This window comes from Bacillus methanolicus PB1 (assembly GCF_000262755.1).
Lineage (GTDB): Bacteria > Bacillota > Bacilli > Bacillales > Cytobacillaceae > Bacillus_Z > Bacillus_Z methanolicus.
On record NZ_AFEU01000002.1, the window covers coordinates 948,057 to 967,446 of the forward strand.

General features: G+C 38.7%; 18 protein-coding genes and 2 pseudogenes. 12 read left to right on the forward strand and 8 right to left on the reverse strand.

Features of this window, described 5'->3' with window-relative positions; all coding sequences use genetic code 11:
• Positions 1-108 precede the first annotated feature (108 nt).
• Genes PB1_RS09595 through thrB form a run of 3 tightly spaced genes read left to right on the forward strand, consistent with a single transcriptional unit; the run spans position 109 to position 3,394 of the window.
• Positions 109-1,422 carry a homoserine dehydrogenase gene (locus tag PB1_RS09595; RefSeq protein ID WP_003352184.1) on the forward strand — a complete coding sequence of 438 codons (1,314 nt, stop codon included), beginning with the start codon at positions 109-111 and terminating at the stop codon, positions 1,420-1,422.
• Positions 1,419-2,480, forward strand: coding sequence for a threonine synthase (gene thrC / locus PB1_RS09600; protein WP_003352185.1), 1,062 nt, complete (start codon positions 1,419-1,421; stop codon positions 2,478-2,480). The genes PB1_RS09595 and thrC overlap by 4 nt, the downstream gene beginning before the upstream one ends.
• Complete coding sequence (thrB, locus tag PB1_RS09605) at positions 2,477-3,394, forward strand: homoserine kinase (protein WP_003352186.1); 918 nt, start codon at positions 2,477-2,479, stop codon at positions 3,392-3,394. The genes thrC and thrB overlap by 4 nt, the downstream gene beginning before the upstream one ends.
• Before the next feature lie 268 nt (positions 3,395-3,662).
• Here thrB and PB1_RS09610 read toward each other — a convergent pair whose 3' ends face one another.
• Complete coding sequence (locus PB1_RS09610; RefSeq protein ID WP_003350293.1) at positions 3,663-4,877, reverse strand: IS4 family transposase; 1,215 nt, start codon at positions 4,875-4,877, stop codon at positions 3,663-3,665.
• A gap of 183 nt (positions 4,878-5,060) precedes the next feature.
• Positions 5,061-5,353, reverse strand: a pseudogene (locus PB1_RS09615) (NifU family protein).
• A 181-nt stretch (positions 5,354-5,534) separates the two neighbouring features.
• Here PB1_RS09615 and PB1_RS09620 point away from each other — a divergent pair.
• Complete coding sequence (locus PB1_RS09620) at positions 5,535-5,861, forward strand: YuzD family protein (RefSeq protein WP_003352187.1); 327 nt, start codon at positions 5,535-5,537, stop codon at positions 5,859-5,861.
• Between the two features lie 206 nt (positions 5,862-6,067).
• Here PB1_RS09620 and PB1_RS09625 read toward each other — a convergent pair whose 3' ends face one another.
• Both PB1_RS09625 and PB1_RS09630 read right to left on the reverse strand, forming a co-directional pair.
• Positions 6,068-6,610, reverse strand: coding sequence for an IseA DL-endopeptidase inhibitor family protein (locus tag PB1_RS09625; RefSeq protein WP_003352188.1), 543 nt, complete (start codon positions 6,608-6,610; stop codon positions 6,068-6,070).
• Positions 6,611-6,876: 266 nt separating this feature from the next.
• Positions 6,877-7,944: an NAD(P)/FAD-dependent oxidoreductase gene (locus PB1_RS09630; protein ID WP_003352189.1), complete on the reverse strand. Its 1,068-nt coding sequence runs from the start codon at positions 7,942-7,944 to the stop codon at positions 6,877-6,879.
• Positions 7,945-8,413: 469 nt separating this feature from the next.
• Here PB1_RS09630 and PB1_RS09635 point away from each other — a divergent pair, with 469 nt between their 5' ends.
• Positions 8,414-8,653, forward strand: coding sequence for a YuzB family protein (locus PB1_RS09635; RefSeq protein ID WP_003352190.1), 240 nt, complete (start codon positions 8,414-8,416; stop codon positions 8,651-8,653).
• A gap of 35 nt (positions 8,654-8,688) precedes the next feature.
• Here PB1_RS09635 and PB1_RS09640 read toward each other — a convergent pair whose 3' ends face one another.
• Positions 8,689-9,378, reverse strand: coding sequence for a DUF2225 domain-containing protein (locus tag PB1_RS09640; RefSeq protein WP_003352191.1), 690 nt, complete (start codon positions 9,376-9,378; stop codon positions 8,689-8,691).
• A 216-nt stretch (positions 9,379-9,594) separates the two neighbouring features.
• On the opposite strand from PB1_RS09640, the gene PB1_RS09645 reads away from it, so the two are divergent.
• Positions 9,595-9,957, forward strand: a complete 363-nt coding sequence (locus PB1_RS09645) for a HesB/IscA family protein (RefSeq protein WP_003352192.1) — start codon at positions 9,595-9,597, stop codon at positions 9,955-9,957.
• A gap of 179 nt (positions 9,958-10,136) precedes the next feature.
• On the opposite strand, the gene PB1_RS09650 is transcribed toward PB1_RS09645, so the two are convergent.
• Positions 10,137-11,132: an NAD(P)/FAD-dependent oxidoreductase gene (locus tag PB1_RS09650; protein WP_003352193.1), complete on the reverse strand. Its 996-nt coding sequence runs from the start codon at positions 11,130-11,132 to the stop codon at positions 10,137-10,139.
• A 370-nt stretch (positions 11,133-11,502) separates the two neighbouring features.
• Here PB1_RS09650 and PB1_RS09655 point away from each other — a divergent pair, with 370 nt between their 5' ends.
• The 4 genes from PB1_RS09655 to PB1_RS09670 all read left to right on the forward strand — a co-directional run bounded on the left by PB1_RS09655 (position 11,503) and on the right by PB1_RS09670 (position 14,633).
• Positions 11,503-12,717 carry an NAD(P)/FAD-dependent oxidoreductase gene (locus tag PB1_RS09655; RefSeq protein WP_003352195.1) on the forward strand — a complete coding sequence of 405 codons (1,215 nt, stop codon included), beginning with the start codon at positions 11,503-11,505 and terminating at the stop codon, positions 12,715-12,717.
• 84 nt (positions 12,718-12,801) lie between these two features.
• Positions 12,802-13,293, forward strand: a complete 492-nt coding sequence (locus PB1_RS09660; RefSeq protein WP_003352196.1) for an NUDIX domain-containing protein — start codon at positions 12,802-12,804, stop codon at positions 13,291-13,293.
• A 94-nt stretch (positions 13,294-13,387) separates the two neighbouring features.
• Positions 13,388-13,711 carry a YuiB family protein gene (locus PB1_RS09665; protein WP_003352197.1) on the forward strand — a complete coding sequence of 108 codons (324 nt, stop codon included), beginning with the start codon at positions 13,388-13,390 and terminating at the stop codon, positions 13,709-13,711.
• A gap of 208 nt (positions 13,712-13,919) precedes the next feature.
• Positions 13,920-14,633: a 3D domain-containing protein gene (locus tag PB1_RS09670; RefSeq protein WP_003352198.1), complete on the forward strand. Its 714-nt coding sequence runs from the start codon at positions 13,920-13,922 to the stop codon at positions 14,631-14,633.
• 85 nt (positions 14,634-14,718) lie between these two features.
• On the opposite strand, the pseudogene PB1_RS09675 reads toward PB1_RS09670, so the two are convergent.
• A pseudogene (locus PB1_RS09675) lies at positions 14,719-15,500 on the reverse strand (cobalamin-binding protein).
• Positions 15,501-15,795: 295 nt separating this feature from the next.
• On the opposite strand from PB1_RS09675, the gene PB1_RS09680 reads away from it, so the two are divergent.
• A complete protein-coding gene (locus tag PB1_RS09680) occupies positions 15,796-17,298 on the forward strand; it encodes a leucyl aminopeptidase (protein ID WP_003352199.1) in 1,503 nt (500 codons plus the stop codon).
• 201 nt (positions 17,299-17,499) lie between these two features.
• Here PB1_RS09680 and PB1_RS09685 read toward each other — a convergent pair whose 3' ends face one another.
• Complete coding sequence (locus PB1_RS09685; RefSeq protein WP_420796293.1) at positions 17,500-18,474, reverse strand: nuclease-related domain-containing protein; 975 nt, start codon at positions 18,472-18,474, stop codon at positions 17,500-17,502.
• Positions 18,475-18,965: 491 nt separating this feature from the next.
• On the opposite strand from PB1_RS09685, the gene PB1_RS09690 reads away from it, so the two are divergent.
• Entirely contained in the window at positions 18,966-19,166 is a 201-nt protein-coding gene (locus PB1_RS09690) for a hypothetical protein (protein WP_003352202.1), read from the forward strand.
• The last annotated feature ends 224 nt before the right edge of the window (positions 19,167-19,390 follow it).

Here is a 19,390-nt window from a genome sequence, read left to right on the forward strand (position 1 = left end):
AAGCGTTTTCGAAGAGAAAAACCTTCTTAATTTACCTATTGAAAAAAGTGGCAACTACAAATATAATGTCTACTATATACAAACAAATGTACACAATAGGAGAACAAAATGGAGGGAAAAAGAGTGGAAGCAATCCAAGTTGGCTTGTTAGGATTAGGCACCGTTGGATCGGGTGTAGTAAAAATCATTGAAAATCATCAGGACAAATTAATGCATCAAGTAGGCTGTCCTGTTAAAGTGAAAAAAATTCTTGTTCAGGATTTAAATAAAAAAAGGGATGTAGAAGTTGATTCTGTGCAGTTAACGACAAATGCGGATGATATTCTGCAAGATCCTGAAATTGATGTTGTAATCGAAGTGATGGGCGGAGTAGAAGAGACAAGGAACTATCTGCTTAAAGCCTTATCAGAAAAGAAGCATGTTGTGACAGCCAATAAGGATTTGATGGCCGTTCATGGATCAGAGCTTTTGACCTCAGCTTCCGCAAACGGATGTGATCTGTTTTATGAGGCTAGTGTAGCGGGCGGAATACCAATTTTAAGAAGTCTAGTAGACGGTCTTGCTTCTGACAGAATTACAAAAATGATGGGAATTGTGAACGGGACGACGAACTACATTTTAACGAAAATGAGCAAACATGGAAGTGCTTATGAAGAAGTGCTGAAGGAAGCACAGGAATTAGGATATGCAGAAGCCGATCCTGCTTCCGATGTAGAAGGCCTTGATGCTGCGAGAAAAATGGCAATACTTGCAACACTCGGATTTTCCATGAAAATTGACCTTGACGATGTAAAAGTAGAGGGAATTACAAAAATTACCGAAGAAGATATTCAATATGGGAAGCAATTAGGCTATACGATGAAATTGATCGGAATCGCCCACCGCGAGGGTGAAAAAGTAGAAGTAAGTGTCCAGCCGACTTTGCTTTCGGATTCTCATCCGCTTTCTTCAGTAAACGATGAATATAATGCGGTTTATGTCTACGGGGAAGCTGTCGGTGAAACGATGTTCTACGGTCCGGGGGCGGGAAGCCTTCCAACAGCCACTGCCGTTGTTTCCGACCTTGTAGGAGTTATGAAAAATATGCGTCTTGGCGTAAATGGAGCGAACGCTGTCACTCCGCAATATCAAAAGAAATTAAAAGGCCCGGACGAAATTTATTCCAAATTCTTTTTAAGGCTTCAAGTAAAAGACGAGGTAGGAGTTTTTGCAAATATTACTTCCATATTTTCAGAGCATTCGGTTAGTTTTGAGAAAATTCTTCAGATGCCTTTAAAGGAAAAGGGACTGGCAGAGATTGTGCTTGTTACACACCAGGCATCTCTTCAAGACTATGAAGATATTTTAGTGAAATTAAGAGATTTAGATGCAGTTCATGAAATAAAAAGTTCGTATCGGGTTGAAGGGAGTGCAAAAATATGAGATGGCCTGGCCTACTTGCAGCTTATAAAGAATATTTGCCGATTACTGAGAAAACGCCAGCTTTAACATTGAATGAAGGAAATACCCCGTTAATCAGGCTTGAAAATCTCTCAAAGGAATGGGGGGTTGAGCTGTACGTAAAAGTAGAAGGAGCAAATCCTACCGGTTCATTTAAAGACCGCGGAATGGTGATGGCTGTCGCCAAAGCAAAAGAAGCTGGAAGCAATACAGTGATTTGCGCTTCAACAGGAAATACATCCGCCTCTGCCGCAGCTTATGCAGCAAGGGCAGGAATGCGCTGTATTGTTGTTATTCCTGAAGGGAAAATTGCAATGGGAAAAGTAGCGCAAGCGGTTATGTACGGTGCTGAAATTCTTTCGATTCAAGGGAACTTTGATGATGCGCTTAAAATGGTGAGAAACATTAGCGAGAAAGAACCGGTGACACTTGTCAATTCAGTTAATCCTTACCGGCTTGAGGGGCAAAAAACAGCCGCATTTGAAGTATGCGACCAGCTGGGAGATGCACCTGACATATTAGCCATTCCTGTTGGAAATGCAGGTAACATCAGTGCATACTGGAAAGGATTTAAAGAATATAATGCAAAAAAAGGGAATAAGCTCCCTAAAATGCATGGTTTTGAAGCGGAAGGCGCCGCCGCTATCGTTCATAACCGCGTTTTTGAAAATCCGGAAACAATTGCTACAGCAATTCGAATTGGTAATCCTGCGAGCTGGCATCTTGCCGTCGATGCTGCCAAAGAATCAAACGGAAAAATCGATGAAGTCAGCGATGAAGAAATCTTGATTGCATACCGAAAATTGGCCTCAGCAGAAGGAATTTTTGCAGAACCGGCATCATGTGCTTCCTTGGCAGGGATTTATAAACAGCTTCGAAATGGTGAAATTGAGCAGGGAACAAAAATTGTCGCTGTCCTGACAGGAAATGGTTTAAAGGATCCGAATACAGCTATTGATTGCAGCCCGGTTAAGCCTGTTCTCCTCCCGAATGATGAAGAAGCTCTTAGCGATCATATCAAGGGAGTTGTCCATCAATGACCGAGGATGAAATGGTTCTTATCCAGGTCCCTGCCAGTACGGCCAACCTGGGACCCGGGTTTGACTCGGTTGGATTAGCTTTAAATCTTTATTTAACTATTGAAGCGGAGATAAGCAGCCAATGGGAGATCATTTTCCTTACCGAAGAACTGCAATCCCTTCCAACGGATGAGACAAATTTCATTAGCCAGACGGCGATTTATACAGCTTCTCTTTTTCAGCGCCAGATGCCTCCATGCCGGTTAAAAGTAAAAAGCGGAATTCCGCTTGCAAGAGGACTTGGATCCAGTGCGGCAGCGATTGTAGCCGCGATCGAGTTAGCTGATGCGGTGTGCCAATTATCGTTATCGAAACAGGAAAAGTTTGAAATTGCATCAAAAATTGAAGGGCACCCTGATAATGTAGGCGCATCTTTATTTGGCGGACTTGTCATTGGCCAGCAAACAGCGGAAGAAATAAATTGTGCTGTATTTTCCAATATTTCATTTGATGTTGTTGCGGTGATTCCGAAAGAAGAGCTTTTAACGAAGGATTCCCGCGGCGTTTTGCCGGAACAGCTGTCATTTCAGGAAGCTGTCCGGGCAGGAGCAACCGCGAATCTGCTCGTTGCTTCTCTAATAAGCGGCAACTGGGAATTGGCCGGAAAAATGATGAGAAATGACTTGTATCATCAGCCGTACCGCCGGAACCTTGTACCTCATCTTGGCTTGATTGAGAAGCATGCATTTGATTTTGGAGCATTTGGAGTTGCCTTAAGCGGAGCAGGCCCTGCTGTGATTTGCTGCACAGAAACCGATAAAGGAGAAAGAACAGCTTCATTACTAAAGGGCTTGCTGCCGGATATGGAAGTGCTGAATCTGAAAATTGACCAGGTTGGAAGCAAAGTAACAACGGAAAAGTTGTCTTGTTTATAAGCAGAAAAAAATAGGCTGACTCACAAAGGTCTGACTCCCTCCGACAAAGACAATATATAGAATGGTTTTATTAGTGTTTATCTATATATTGTATTGGAGGGGTCTGTCCCACTAGCCTTGCATAAAAGTAAATAAATTCAATATTTTACTTTATTTAACATAATCTTTTTTAATCTAGATGCAAAAAAGGCTAACTCCATTTAAGTTAGCCTTTTTTGTCCCATTTATTTGAATTTATGTATATTAATTGTAATTTATACTTCGTTTATTATTTTTCCTTTTTTGGCTTTATCATTGCTACTTTTTCTGCAAAAACTAAGTCTTCTTCCTTTTTTTTAGGTACTTTTTGTCGCCCTTTTGATGTCCTTGTACACCTTCGATTCAGTTCTTTTTCAAATTCCTGCCAAGATAAATGTAAATAGGTTCGGATTAACCGCAGTACTCCCCATATTGTTTTTTTCGTTTGTGTCTTTAGTTTTATTTGTAGTACTAGCCCATAGGCAATCAGCGAAAGAAACATCTGATTCCAGATTCCTTGGGGTTTTGTACTCCAAATTTTGGTTGAACGAAGATGTTGTTTAATCCATCTAAAGAAGATCTCAATCGCCCACCGATGACGGTAGATTTCCATTATTTGTTCAGGCGGTAAGTCAAAGCGTGTGGTAATAATTCGGTATAGATGTCCTTCTTCATCAAAAAATTCGACGAGACGTACCGGGTGCAATTTCTCGTTCGAGGTTACACCAATCTTTACTGTCGCATCCATACGAATCAACGGATGGTTTAAAATTTTTCTATCGAGATAGATTACCTTGTGCTGCTCTTTAATTCTTACAATGAAAGAAATACCACGTTCCGCCCAGTTATTGATTTTTTTATGAGAAGCATATCCACGATCCATGACGTAAGTTGAATCAGATTCAACCACAAGGAAGTCGGAACCTTCAAAATCACTGACATTTCCAGTTGATGGAATAATTTGGTCTGGAAAAGCAATGTCTGGAGAAGCTACCACTAAACGGGTGTGCATTTTTACCTGAGTAGAATTTTTTGATACATAAGCCCAGTTAGCTAACTGTTCAGGCAGCTTAAAGGAAGAAGAGTCAATTATGGCTAATCTCCCAATTCCCTTTGGTAGACCAGATAAATTTCTAGTTTGAATTTCAATATCTTTGACCACTCGAAAAAAAAGATCTTGTACCCATTCAGTTGGTAATTCATTTATCCTACGGCTTAGTTGTGAACCACTTATGCTTTCTAAATTTAGGCTTTTCATGAGGTCTTTATCAGCCCGTAATTTCTCCTCTATATCAGTATATGAGCTCCAATTACCCAGCTGAGCAGCAACAAAAATTTTTACAAGGGCATCAGCTCTTAATTTTTTTTGATCATAGTTTAAAAGAGGACAGGAAAGCTTTTCCGTAGATAAAAGGGAAAAACATTGACGAACAACAGATGGTTGAGCTATATTTACATTGCTCATGATAAAAACTCCTTTGTAGAAAACTTGTTGATGGGACAACAAGCTAACAATTCTACAATAGGAGTTTTTTTCTTTTTAGTAAACCTTTTTTTATTTTCCTGAATTTGTAACCTTTGCAAGGCTAGTGGGTCTGTCCCTTTCTATGAGTCAGCCTTTTTAAACATGTTCTAAAAGAATATCAAATTAAAATACTTGTTCTACTTCAACTACTCCAGGAACTTCTTCAAGAAGTGCACGTTCGATTCCGGCTTTTAGAGTGATTGTTGAACTTGGGCAGCTTCCGCAAGCACCTAGTAATCGAAGCTTGACAATGCCATCTTCAACATCCACTAGTTCGCAGTCTCCACCGTCACGAAGAAGGAATGGACGCAATTTATCCAGTATCTCCTGAACTTGCTCTTTCATTTCCAGATCTGACATTTCAAATCGACTCCTTTCCTAATTTTATTATAATCACATTCAAAGAAAAAATCTATTCATTAGAAATGGAAATCAATCCATAATGAACAAAGTGGGATTGAAGCGCCGTACAGGAGTTTTTAATAAATTATTATGCGGTTCGGTGAATCCCGGCAACAATGTACATCACTCCGAGTGTTGCAAGCAATTAAAATAGTATAATAAAATAATAACTACATTGTAAGGGGAGTGGGATGTGTGGAAAATAAAGAAGTGGAAATCGTCGTATACGGGGCAGAACAGCTTTGTGCCAGCTGTGTGAATCTTCCTTCTTCAAAAGAAACGTTCGAGTGGCTGGAAGCTGCAGTGGCAAGAAAGTTTCCTGATCAGCCGTTTAAAATTTCATTTGTCGACATATTTAACCCTCCGAAAGATGAAAATAAGAAAAACTTTGCCCGAAAAGTAATTGACCAGGATATGTTTTATCCAGTTGTGTTGATTGGAGATAAAATAGTTGGCGAAGGAAACCCAAGATTGAAAACAATTTTTGCAGAAATGGAGAAATACGGATACCGGGCGGAATAAATTTGACGTAATATTGATTACTGGATGGAATCTTGGAAAAAGTTAAGATAATTTCAGGGAAATCAGAGTGAAATTTCCTGAAAACTTGGTAAAAAAGAGGCAGGGTCAGCCCCCTAATAATATTGTTGACACTAATGACTCAGCCTCTTTTGAATTACGCAGTGAATTCAAGCGTACATTTTAATATGTTTGTGGGTTGCAGTGTATTATCTAACTGCATCAAATGCATTTATTTGCCATTTATTTCTTACTTTAACGAATGTAACTTTTCTTTTTTCATACTTTACCGGATTTCCGTATGGAACAGTAAATTCATATAAGCGAATGTCTTTTCTTTGATAAATTAATTTTGCTTTTGCTTTATCCCATTCAAGTAAACTTCCGCTGTCTGCATTAGGCAATGCAAGTTTACCATTGTATTCAATAAATTTGTACTTTTTAATTGCTTTGTCAATTGCGTTTAGGGTAAAAACTTCATTCAAATATTTAACAAGCTCCTCTTTAGTATCAAGTTCACTGCAGAAGTATCGATACTCAGTTCCTTTATAGATGAATGTTTTTGAAGGGCACTTTGAATTTTTTGCTTTTTGAATGTGGCCGTTCATTGTGTCCCAATAGTGTTGACGAGCGCTCAAAGCAAGTTTTAATGCTTGACCGCTTGTTAGATCACCTGTTGTTTTAGCTGAAGCTCCAATATTAAAAGTCAACAAAACTACAGCAACCATTAGAAGTGAAAAAATTTTTTTCATTGTTTCTACCTCCCGATTTTTATTCACAAAAAAAGACGAAAGATCTTCATAAATGTTACAAATATTTTAAATTTTTTTTGCGAAAAATTTGTAATCATAACGAAATAGCAATTCATTTATTGAACAAAATAAAGAGGCTGACTCATAAAAATGGTCAAACCCCTCCAATACAATAAATAGATAGATACTAATAAAACCGGCCTTTATATTGTCATTATTGGAGGGAGTCAGACCTTTAGTGAGTCAGCCTCAGTGTTTTTAATTTGTCATCCATTATGATACTTATACATCCACAGCACCCCTGATTTAAGCAGGCGGGGTACACGGCCTGTAATGGGGCGCTCTGCGACTAGGCCAAAACCGTGTTTTCTGCCAAGGGACCCGAGAATACCTTTTAGTTTGATTGGCGGAAAACTTTCCGGCGGCTGTTCGCCGTTCCAACGTTTTAACAGAACTTGGACAATCTGTTCAGCCTGGGCTTCTGCAAGCTGGGCGCTCGGAGCATGAGGAAGGCTTGCACAATCGCCTACTACATAAACATTCTCGTCATTTGGCAGATTATGCTGAGGAGTTAGAACTACTCTGCCCTGTTTATCCTTTTCGACATCTAAATCCCTGACAACCTTATTCGGCTGAATGCCTGCAGTCCATACGATCGCATCACAATGAATAGGCTCGCCATGATTAAATAACACGTTTTCTTCAATTCTCGTAATGTTTGCGTTATTGACAATTTCTACATTGTGATTGTCAAACCAGTTTTCCACATAAGTACTTAACCGTTTCGGGAAGGCTGACAATATATGGCTTCCCCTGTCAAATAAAATAATGTGAAGATCTTCGCGGCTTTCGCTTAACTCGCTCGCCAACTCCACACCGCTTAATCCTGCCCCGACAATTGCGACAGTTGATCCTGGTTCAAGGTTATTAAGGGCCTGATATGTGCATCTCGATTTTTCAATGGATTGAATACTATAAGTATAAAGTTCGGCTCCAGGTACATTATGATATTTATCTTCACAGCCAAGTCCAATCACGAGGTCATCATATTGAACCGATTCTTGATCTTTCAAAAATACCTTTTTTTCCTTAAGGTCAATTCCTGTAATTTCACCGAACTTAACATTTAACCGCGGATGTTCCGGAAATGGGACCCGGATGTGATGATCTGAAATGGTTCCCGCAGCAAGAGCATAATACTCAGTTTTTAAACAATGGTATGGAACACGATCGATAAGTGTAATAGAAACATCCTCAGGCAAATGATTCGGCAACAGACGGTGAAGTATTCTCATTCCTCCGTAGCCGCCGCCTAGTAAAACTAAATTTTTCATGCAAATAACCCCTTTTTTCTGTGATGGAAGCATATAAGTATCTTCCAAATCCCCTTGTTCTTGAAATGCAAAACGTGTTTATAGCGGAAAGCAGATTAATAGAAAAATGGAAAAGAAAAATGTTAACGTTTACAGAGTCTCATTTGATAGAGAATCGCTTATTTTCTATAAACTTTGCATTAAAACTAATAAACTGAATTTTTTTGTAAAATTCAATTCCACCATGAGTATAACGAAATTGTCACAAAATCACAACATCTATAAATGAAAAACTTGACAAGAACAAACAATTAGTGGTATTTGTTTTCTTTCATTTTGTTCAAAGCTCTTTCAGTGTATTTCTTCCTGTCATAGATAGAAAAAATTACAACTTGATCTGCCTCTCAAGAATTCTTTGGCAACTCAAGCGAGGTGCTTGCGATTTTTCAGAAAAAATTGTAGCATTAACTTTTGTAGAGAGGTGAAGGAGATGATAAAACCGATCATTGAGTTTTGCATCAGCAATTTGGCAAACGGCTCTCAAGCTGCTCTTGAACAGTTGGAAAGAGACCCGAACCTGGACATTATTGAATATGGTTGTCTCGGTTATTGCGGGAAATGTGCAGAACATTTATTTGCGCTTGTAAATGGTGAAATTGTTACCGGAGAAACTCCCGATGAGTTGGTAGAAAATATCTATCAATTCTTGGAGGAAAACCCGATGTACTGATAGAAAAAAGGATGGCCAACTATGGAGCCATCCTTTTATGCATTTCTTTGAAGCTCTCTTATTTCATGCCATCTTTCTCTAGCCATTTCAACAATTTTTGTTTCAACAGTCCGGCTCTGCTTTTCGATGACTTTTGAAAAAAATTGAGTTGCTTGTTCGATATTATGAATTCTTCTTGAAAGCTCCCCGATTAAATAGAGAATCTTAATTTCCGATACTTGAGTTCCCTGAAAATCACCAGTAGAGTACGATTCCATGTATTCACTAATCGCAAGTTTCATAAAACGCTGTTCTTGAATATCATCATTTATAGAACGATACAGCCATGCAAGCCGTATATACATTCCGGCAATAAAAATGTGTTTTTCTTTTTTTAGAATAGCACAGTATGCAGCGAGCTTATACGTTTTAATCGAATCAATCACTGTTCTCTTTTGGCCAAAATTTTGCGGCATCCACTGTTTGCAAATTTTCTCTGAAATATCTTCTTTCGTACCAGGAGGAAAATACGGTGAAGAATCATCAGAAAACGAGAAGCCGCAATGAGGGCAAACATTAATAAAGTAAAGGATGGGATTGTTTTCATCTGATTCATAAACAGGACGGAAGTCAGAATCGTAGTCTTTTACTTTGACAAACCGGGAACGGACTTTTTTCGTGGAGAACGTGTTTTGGCACATTCCGCATTGGTAAGTTTTGTTGTAAAGAGGTGTAAGCTCGGCCATTATATCACCTACTTGAAATGTAAATAGTTCTAGATGCTTATGTTATTACTATGATTATACAGTATATTTATGAAAAAAGAACTAGAATTTCGAGAAAAGTGTGCCAGAATTGGTAATACATATGCAGTTTCTTCAAGTTAACATAGTTGAGTACTAAAACCTTTCTGTATATACTATAAATAATAGGAGTTACTTTTTAGAAAGGTGGGAAAACAGATGCAAGACGTTCTTGTGATTACGGAAGCAGCAGCGTTTCAAATAAAGGATATGATGAAGCAAAATGAAGAGGAAGGCGCTTTTTTAAGGGTTGCAGTTAAGGGCGGAGGCTGCAGCGGCCTCTCTTATGGAATGGGCTTTGAGCACGAGCCGGCAAATGAGGATATCCAATTTGAACAGCACGGCATTAAAATTGTTGTTGACAAAGAAAGCGCCATGATTTTAAATGGAACAAAAATTGATTACAAGCAGTCGTTAATGGGCGGCGGTTTTACCATTGATAATCCAAATGCAATTGCATCATGCGGATGCGGCTCATCATTCCGCACAGCAACAGTTGCCGGAACTCCGGAAGAGTGTTAAACGAGTATACAAAAAATGGGCTGACTCAAAAGAAAATAGTCAGACCCCCCAATATAATATATAGACAATCACTAATATAACCTTTCTATATATTGTTATTGCTGGTGGGAGTCAGACCTTTATGAGTCAGCCCCTTTTATGTCTGCCTTCAGATTCTGTTCTCCGGGGCTTCCGCTTTATTAGTTAAACATCGAAGTACTGTGCATTGGCTGTACTCTTGCTTTCGGATCGATATAGGCTTTTGCGTTATTTACTGCAGTTGGAGCTTCTCCAAATCCGCAAGCAATCAGCTTAACTTTTCCATCATAAGTGCAAATGTCCCCTGCTGCATAAATCCCGGGGATATTTGTTTCCATCTTGGAGTTAACTACTATTGAATTCTTCTCGATTGTTAATCCCCATTCCTTGATAGGGCCGAGGGATGATACGAAACCAAAATTAACGATTACGGCATCAACATCAATGACTTCTTTTTCTTCCCCGTTTGCTGCTTGGATAACGACTTGCTTAATTTGGTCCTTGTCACCGATTAACTCTGCAGGGACATACGGAGTCTTAATTTCAACTTTTGAATTTTTCAAGTTTTCAACACTGTGCTCATGAGCACGGAATTTATCTCGGCGGTGAACAATTGCAACCTTTTCCGCGATTGGTTCTAACATTAATGCCCAGTCAACGGCAGAGTCTCCCCCTCCAAATACAACCACCTTTTGACCGGCAAATTGATTTAAATCATCAATGAAGTAATGAAGATTTTTTCCTTCATATTGCGCAGCGTTGTCAAGTTCCAAGCGACGAGGCTGGAATGCTCCGTTTCCGGCAGTAATGATAATTGTTTTGGAATAATGGACCTCCTTGTTGGTCGTTAATTTAAAAATTCCATCAGGCTGTTTTTCCAGCTTGTCTACCGATTGTTCAAGAACGACAGTAGGATTAAACTTTGCCATTTGCTCTTTTAAGTTGTTTATGAGCTCTTGGGCACGGATTTTGGGAAAACCGGCAACATCGTATATGAATTTTTCAGGATACAGGGCAGATAATTGCCCGCCGAGCTGCGGTAAACTTTCAATAATTTTTACGGTTGCTTGCCGCATGCCGCCATAAAAAGCAGTAAATAAACCTGTGGGACCGCCGCCAATAATCGTAATATCATATACTTTTTGATCTTCTTGCACTCCATATCCCCCAATCTATGTAGTAAACATTTTGTTTTTTATTTATACCACAAATGAAAAAAATCCTCAATTGATAATTTAGTAAATATAAAGTAATAATAATGTAGAAAGAACTATGAAACCCAATTTATTTTCACAATATTCTTAATATTTAAAAAATATAAAAATTGCTTGAAAATCGTCGATAAAACTAATATTATGTTGTTATGGAATTATGTTAATATTTTTTGACAATTTTGTAACGTTTTTTTGAATTTCTTCGTGAAGCCATTCACAAACTTTTTCTTTGTTCTCAAAAATAAATAGATTTGAGGAAGATAAGAAAAAGTCTCGACCATCGAAAATTTTAAAAAAGGGGAAGTGATACACTTTGAGAAAGCCAAAAATCGTAATTTTAGGTGCCGGATATGGTGGATTAGTTACAACGACTCGACTTCAAAAACTTGTCGGGGTCAATGAAGCAGAAATCATCCTTGTCAACAAAAATGCTTACCATTATGAAACTACATGGCTGCATGAAGCATCTGCTGGTACTTTGCATCATGATCGTGTTCGCTACGATGTTAAGGATGTAATCGACCGTAATAAGGTTAATTTCATCAAAGGAACTGCTGTGGAAATTAAGACTGCTGAAAATAAAGTGCTTCTTGAGGACCGCGAACTAGATTACGATTATTTAGTCGTTGCTGTTGGCGGTGAATCTGAAACTTTCGGCATTAAAGGGATGAAAGAATTTGCGTTCTCAATTTCTAATGTGAATGCTGCGAGACGAATCCGCGAGCATATTGAATATCAGTTTGCAACTTATAACAACGAAGTGGAAAAGAAAGATGAACGTTTAACAATTGTTGTAGGTGGAGCAGGTTTTACAGGAATTGAGTTTTTAGGCGAATTAGTAAACCGTGTTCCTGAACTATGCCGTGAATACGATGTTGACATTAATAAAGTAAAAATAATCTGTGTTGAAGCAGCTCCATCAGCTCTTCCTGGCTTTGATCCTGAGCTGGTTAAGTACGCAATGTCAAGATTAGAAAGCAAAGGTGTCGAGTTCCGAATTGGTACCCCTATCAAAGAATGTACACCTGAAGGAATTCTTGTTGCAAAAGGTGAAGATGAACTAGAGGAAATTAAAGCAGGCACAGTTGTCTGGGCAGCTGGTGTAAGAGGAAGCGCTATTATTGAAAAATCCGGATTTGAAGCGATGCGCGCCCGTGTAAAAGTGGAGCCTGACCTAAGAGCCCCTGGACATGACAATGTGTTTATCATTGGTGACTGCGCTTTAATCATTAATGAAGAAATTAATCGACCATATCCTCCTACTGCTCAAATTGCGATGCAGCAAGGTGAAGTTTGTGCAAGAAATCTTGTTGCTCTGATTCGTAATAAAGAGCTTGAGGCATTTAAACCTGATATTAAAGGAACAGTATGTTCATTAGGCGATGATGATGCAATTGGTATTGTATTTGGCAAGAAAATGGTTGGCAGCAGAGCTGCATTTATGAAGAAAATGATCGATAATCGTGCGCTTTACAAGATTGGCGGTACATCACTCGTATTGAAAAAAGGAAAATTTAACGTATTTTAATTTATTCGGTTATGGCAGACTTAAAGGTTTAGGTCTGCTCTTTTTTTGTTAAAAAATATGACAATCACTTAAAGAGGTGTCCATATGGGTGAAAGTAAAAGGGGCAATGTTTGGCTTGGAGTATCCGGCTTGGTAAAGAACAAAACCGGAGAATGGCTCGTCGTTAAAAAAAAGTACGGCGGGCTTAAAGGGAAATGGTCCCTGCCTGCAGGTTTTGTAGATGCCAATGAAACGGCCGATGAAGCAGCCATTCGTGAAGTATTTGAAGAGACGGGGATAAAGTCTGAATTAATCGGGATGATTGGCTTGCGCACAGGGGTAATTAGAGGAGAAATAAGCGATACTATGATCCTTTTTTTACTGGAGAAGAAAGGTGAACAGACGATCAAAATACAGGAAAATGAACTGCTCGATGCAAAGTTTATGAATCCCGAGAAACTGCTTAACCAAACGGAAGAAACCTCTGTTCTCCTTCAATACCTTCTGAATTTAACAGAAACTTCCGCAAAACCTTTAATCGATGGGATTAATCCCGGAGATCAATTTGAGTATACATCTTATAAATTATTTTTATAATTTCTGAAAATTTAAGAATAATAAAGAATAAATTTGACTCCCTAAAGCTCCGTTTAGTACACTAAAAATTGATGGCTTGAGGGAGGAGTAACCGTTGGAACTGACAATTGTCACATTGATTATATCAATGCTTTTATTTTTTGTCTTATTTTTTGGAATCGGTTTTTTGTTAAATATGCTTCTGAGAATGTCCTGGATTATGGCGATAATTTATCCGATCGTTGCAATTTTTATTATTGATAATGTCCGTTTTATCGAGTATTTTACAAACTTCAAGGAGACGATCGCTGAATTAGGAAGGCGGGTTGTAAATCTTGCGGTCGCTGATATATTAATCTTAAGCAGCGGCTTTGCAGGTGCTATTATGGCTGGGATTACAATCAAACTGCTTAGAAAAAAAGGATATCGAATGTTCTAGAAAGAGGCTGTCTCATAAGGGTCTGACCCTTAGGCTTTGAGACAGCCTTTTTTTCATTTTGCTGCTATTTTGACTCAAAATTAATTATAAACAAGAAATAACTAAAATATGAGTCTGCCGACTCGTATTGTTTGTTTTTTCCTCCTGAGATGAATATTTGTTGAAATTATTGGAGATGAATAGTCTTGGGAGGAGTGAAAATATTTTTATGAATGGCATAAAAAAATGGACGAGACGTTTCATAATGACAATGTTATTTTCAGCAGCGTTATTAACGACATTCCAATCATTTTCCGGTGTGAAAGCAATGTCGATTGTTTCATTTATGTTTCCTGGCAAAGGACAACATGAGGAAGCTGAAAAAATTTTTCATGATCATGAAAGAAAACCTATTGGACTCGCGTTAAAATTTATTAATAGGATCGCCCAGCCTAAGCTGCAAATATCATCCAGTGAAGCGGTAGCGGGAACTCCGCCGAAACTGGAAGAAGCGTTTGACTGGTCGAAATATCCAAAGAAAACCGTTGTTGCTACAGGGTATACAGCCGGGTATGAATCCACCGGGAAAAACCCCGATCACCCTGGGTATGGGATTACTTATTCAGGTGTAAAGGTAAAACGGGATTTATTCTCGACAGTTGCTGCAGACCTAAATGTATTCCCAATTGGAACGATCCTTTTTGTCCCGGGATACGGTTACGGAGTAGTAGCAGATAAAGGCGGGGCCATTAAAGGGAACAGAGTCGATCTTTATTATGAAACCGTGGATGATGTTTATAACCAATGGGGAAAGCAAACTCTTGATGTTTATATCGTAAAGCTTGGCGATGGAACACTGACCGAGCAGGAATTATCAAAACTGAACGAAAATAAATCTATGCAAGTTTTTCGCCAGCAATATATTAAAACGGAAAGAAAGTAATATGGTATTCTTAAATATAAGTACATAGCAAAAAAATATCCAAAAGCAAACAGGCATTCCAATTGTGGCAGTGCCTGTTTGTTATTTAGCTTGTTTGTTTTTCAGTTAGAAGAGACAGCAGTTTTTCTGCTCCTTTCAAAAGACGTGGAGAAGGTCTGCAAAACAGTTCTTCCTCTAAAACGAATACATTACCTTCTTTTATCGCTTTTAAATCCTTCCATCCTGGACGCTTTAACAAAATTTCCGGCTTCACTTTTTCCTTCCGGACTCCTACCAAGGCAAGGCATATATAATCCGGGTTTCGTTCATAAACGTCTTGCCAATCCGTTTGTACGCTGGCTAATTTGATATCTTTAAATAGATTCTCTGCGCCGACTAATTCGCTGATTTCTGTCAGCCAGTTCAACTTACCTGGAGTGAAAACAGGCTTCGGCCACCATTCCCAGTAAAGGGTAGGGCGCTTTTTGTGAACGGTTCCTGCTTTCTTTTTTAAATCCTCGATGTTGGATTGAAATTTTTTTGCGGCCTCTAATCCTCTCTCATACTCATTTAAAGCTTTCCGGTTGCCACCAGATCATTTTGAATGTCAGTAAGGCTCTGAGGATTTAAAATAATATGAGGGATTTTCCGCTTTTTAAGCTCTTCCACGTTTTTTTCCATTCCGGGAACACTTAATGACGCAATGACAAGGTCTGGGTTCAGCTCCTCAACCATATCCATATTGATGGATAAATCAGGTCCGAGTCTCGGCAGATGATGAACCTGCTCAGGCCAGTCAGAATAATCATCAACTCCAATTAGCTGGCCAGCCAGACCCAAGTATCCAAGAACTTCAGTGTTGCTTGGACATAATGAAATAACTTTCATTCATATCACCTATTTTAATTAATAAGATAAAGTGCAAAGACAGTGTTAAAAGGATGCCTGTCAGCCCGCCAAAAAGACTTCGATAGGTATATTTGCCTTATCAAAGCAATTGAGGCCCAAAACGGAAAATTTAAATAATTTCCATTTAGAAACCACCTTTTGCTATTTCATTTTTTACTTGTTTGAGATACGAAAAAATGAAAGCTAGATACAAAGTTTGATAAGATGATATTAATACATTCGATGCTTCTTGTTAATATACCATAATAGAACATATTATTTAGGGGTGAAAAAGATGTTTCAAGTGAAAAAAGAAATTGATTTTGCAAACGAGCATGAGAGCCTCGTCATTGGTATATTTGATAAGCCAACAATATTTGATGGAAGATTGGCTGATTTAGACAAGATATTTGAAGGCCAATTAATCGGACTAGTAAAAAGCGGGGATATTTCAGCAAAGAAAAAAGTTATTTCAGTCATACATACTTTTGGAAAATCCGGAGCAAAAAGATTAATTTTTGTCGGGTTAGGAAATGAAATGAAATTCAGCTTTGAATTTCTTAAAGAAGCACTTGGAAGAACCTTTAAGAAAATTAAGGAAGCGAAGCTGTGTGAAACGGCGATTTTTCTTGATTCATTTACGGCAGGGTCAGTTGACGTACAAGATGCCGCACACGCTGTAAGTGAGTCATTTGCCCTTGCAACGTATCAATTTAAAGGTTATAAACAAAAATCCAATGAACCTGCAATCAAGCTTGAAACCATTAATGTATATGCCGGGGGAGCGGTTGAGAATGAAATCAGGGCTTCACTGACGGTTGGATTTGCGTACGGTAGAGGAACAAATTCAGCTCGCACGCTTGTGAATATGCCTGGCAACAAACTTACCGCAACAGAAATGGCAAACTATGCAAAAGAACTTGCTGAAAAATATGATTTTAAAGTGGAAATTTTAGAGAAAGAAGACATGATCAAACTTGGAATGGGCGCGCTTCTAGCTGTCAATCAAGGATCGGCTGAACCTCCGAAAATGATCGTTTTGAAATATCAGGGCAAGGATGAATGGAAAGATGTGATTGGACTCGTCGGCAAAGGAATTACCTTTGATACAGGAGGCTACTCGCTAAAACCGAAAGATGGAATTGTCGGCATGAAAACCGATATGGGCGGAGCAGCTGCTGTTCTTGGAGCAATGGAAATCATCGGAGAGTTGAAGCCGGAACAAAACGTGGTAGCGGTGATTCCATCGACTGACAACATGATAAGTGGTTCAGCGTTTAAACCTGATGATGTGATTACCTCTATGAGTGGAAAAACGATTGAAGTATTAAATACCGATGCTGAAGGGCGCCTTGCTTTGGCTGACGCAGTGACGTATGCGAAGCATCAAGGTGCAGATTATTTAGTGGATGTAGCCACCCTTACCGGCGGGGTCATTATTGCCCTTGGTACAGAAACTACGGGTGCGTTGACGAACAACGAAGCATTTTTTGAGCAAGTTCTGGAAGCATCTCACGAAGCAGGTGAACCTATTTGGCGGCTTCCACTCTTTGAGAGGGATAAAGAAAGAGTACGAAGCAGCAAGATTGCAGATTTAAATAACTCTCCAGGGAGAGAAGGCCATGCCATCATGGGAGGCGCCTTCGTCGGCGAATTTGCTGAAGACACCCCATGGGTGCATTTAGATATTGCTGGAACAGCAACGACAAATAAGGAACATGATCTTGGGCCTTCCGGCGCTACAGGTGTCATGACCCGTACATTGGCATTGCTTGTTGAGCGGTTTGAAACATTATAAGACCAATGAATCGGAAAAGCGGCGGAAATTGAAATTCTTGCTATTTCGCAGTTTGATACTTATAGGATGAAATGAAACCCCGGAGTTTAAATGATTCGGGGTTTTTCTATGCGTTATCAAGTTAACAAAGGAAATAGCGGTCAGTTGGAGTCTCAAGCTAGTTCATATTGTGATATACTGAGAACTCATACCTCCAGAACCTCAATCCTGTTGATTGTCGTGATATAACCTTGATTTTGTCGAACCGGAAGTACATAGATTCATGGAAGATAACAAATAATTAGCGGTATTTATGGAATGGAGATGGAGGAAGTCGCGAAACTGTTTGTTTGTAATGGAAGAATCGATAAGAAGGAAATAGTCTTGCAAAGCTTGTACATGAGCTGTTTTGGAACGTGTTTGGCAAAGCGGGCACTCCCATGTACCGTGTTTTCGAATCATTGGCATTGTAAAGCACGAAGGACATTGGACACCGGTGGAGATTTCTTTTTTTGATATTCCATATATTTGAGTAATATCATATGAAGGCTCTGAGTGATTTTTTAATAGAAACTGTGATATTCTTCGGATCTCTTTTTGAGTAATAATTATTGATTTGTAAATTTTTGAAATTTCATTTATCCTTCTTAATAGATCTCCAACAGGACAAATTTTTCGATAAATGTTCGAGTTCCCTGAAATTTTTATTATAGATGAAGAGTTACTTATGACAACGAGATATTCGATTGGCAATTCTGGAATTTTTCTTTTCTCCATCCAATTTTTAAATTGATAATGCTGATTGTACACTTGTGATAAAGGATCAGGAAAACTTTCCTCCTTATCGCCGGTGATGCGGATCAATTGGTTAAAGGTTCGATCAAAAATTAATGTTCCTGAAATGTTTTTGACCTCGAGAATGAGCGCAAATGTAGAGGAGAGGAGAAGGGTATCAATTTGAAAGTGGGAATTTCCATAGGGAAGACGAAGATCATGGAAGATAGTATAGTCTTTTTCAGGAAGTAAGTTCAAATAGAAGTCCAGCGCCTGTTCTCCCTTATATCCAGCCTGTCTTTTTAGAGCATCCTCTTCTATTTCAGGCCGTTTTGGATGATTTTTTGGAAGGCGCCTGAGCAGTGCCTCGTAAATTTGGATCCGGATAGGAATTTTTCGCTGTTTGGCAATCAATTGAATCACTCCTTATTCATTTTATATATTAATTCTATTGATGTTGAAAAAATCCTGCCAGCTGGAAGAAGCTAATTTTGTAAAAACTTTAAATAATTTTGGAAAATGATCAAATATTCTTGGAAAAATTGGAGTTAATTTTGGAAAAATCACTAATAATTTTGGAAAAAAATCAATAATTTTGTAAATTACCAAAAAGGGGCTCTCGTTTACTGAGGAATGGATCGAGGACACATTTGATTTCCAATTGTATCCCGAGCTTAATAATAAAAGCGTTCGATATGAGATGACTTTAACTTCATCGCCAGCAATTTACTGGAAGCCTATCCGGAGAACTCTTCATTTGATGAATAGTTCATTTTTGATGAATTAAGATACTTTTTACGCATTTTAAAAACCGTGTATGAGAGGTTAGATGAATCCTGTACATTTGCCCACTCCAAAATTGGTACAAATGCATATGTAGTAATGTAGGGCAGAATGAAAAGGAGGTTACCCGGATGCATGATTATAGAATTCCGTATGGACCTGTCAGAAGAGGATTTTTCTTTGGAGCGCCGTTCCTTGGAGGGCTCTTAGGAGGACTTGCGGCAGGAGCGCTTTTTTATCCTCGGCCATACTTCTATCCGCCATATCCTTTTTTCCCGCCATATCCTTACTATCCACCATATTATGGATATGTAGGCGGATATCCATACTAATGCTCATAAATGGAGAAAAAGAGGCCGTCTCATAAGGGTCTGACCCCATGCGCATTTATCAATATATAGCACATTTATCCAATATTATGTCCTATATATTGTGTTATGGGGTCTGACCCCACTAGCCTTGCATAAAAGTAAATAAATTCAATATTTTACTTTATTTAACATAATCTTTTTTAATCTAGATGCAAAAAAGGCTAACTCCATTTAAGTTAGCCTTT

Coding starts and splice junctions, on each gene's coding strand:
- PB1_RS09690 (WP_003352202.1), top strand. CDS start 18,966: ATGCATGATTATAGAATTCCGTATGGACCTGTCAGAAGAGGATTTTTC.
- PB1_RS09635 (WP_003352190.1), top strand. CDS start 8,414: ATGATAAAACCGATCATTGAGTTTTGCATCAGCAATTTGGCAAACGGC.
- PB1_RS09610 (WP_003350293.1), bottom strand. CDS start 4,877: ATGAGCAATGTAAATATAGCTCAACCATCTGTTGTTCGTCAATGTTTT.
- PB1_RS09680 (WP_003352199.1), top strand. CDS start 15,796: ATGTTTCAAGTGAAAAAAGAAATTGATTTTGCAAACGAGCATGAGAGC.
- PB1_RS09630 (WP_003352189.1), bottom strand. CDS start 7,944: ATGAAAAATTTAGTTTTACTAGGCGGCGGCTACGGAGGAATGAGAATA.
- thrB (WP_003352186.1), top strand. CDS start 2,477: ATGACCGAGGATGAAATGGTTCTTATCCAGGTCCCTGCCAGTACGGCC.
- PB1_RS09670 (WP_003352198.1), top strand. CDS start 13,920: ATGAATGGCATAAAAAAATGGACGAGACGTTTCATAATGACAATGTTA.
- PB1_RS09645 (WP_003352192.1), top strand. CDS start 9,595: ATGCAAGACGTTCTTGTGATTACGGAAGCAGCAGCGTTTCAAATAAAG.
- PB1_RS09660 (WP_003352196.1), top strand. CDS start 12,802: ATGGGTGAAAGTAAAAGGGGCAATGTTTGGCTTGGAGTATCCGGCTTG.
- PB1_RS09640 (WP_003352191.1), bottom strand. CDS start 9,378: ATGGCCGAGCTTACACCTCTTTACAACAAAACTTACCAATGCGGAATG.
- PB1_RS09625 (WP_003352188.1), bottom strand. CDS start 6,610: ATGAAAAAAATTTTTTCACTTCTAATGGTTGCTGTAGTTTTGTTGACT.
- thrC (WP_003352185.1), top strand. CDS start 1,419: ATGAGATGGCCTGGCCTACTTGCAGCTTATAAAGAATATTTGCCGATT.
- PB1_RS09595 (WP_003352184.1), top strand. CDS start 109: ATGGAGGGAAAAAGAGTGGAAGCAATCCAAGTTGGCTTGTTAGGATTA.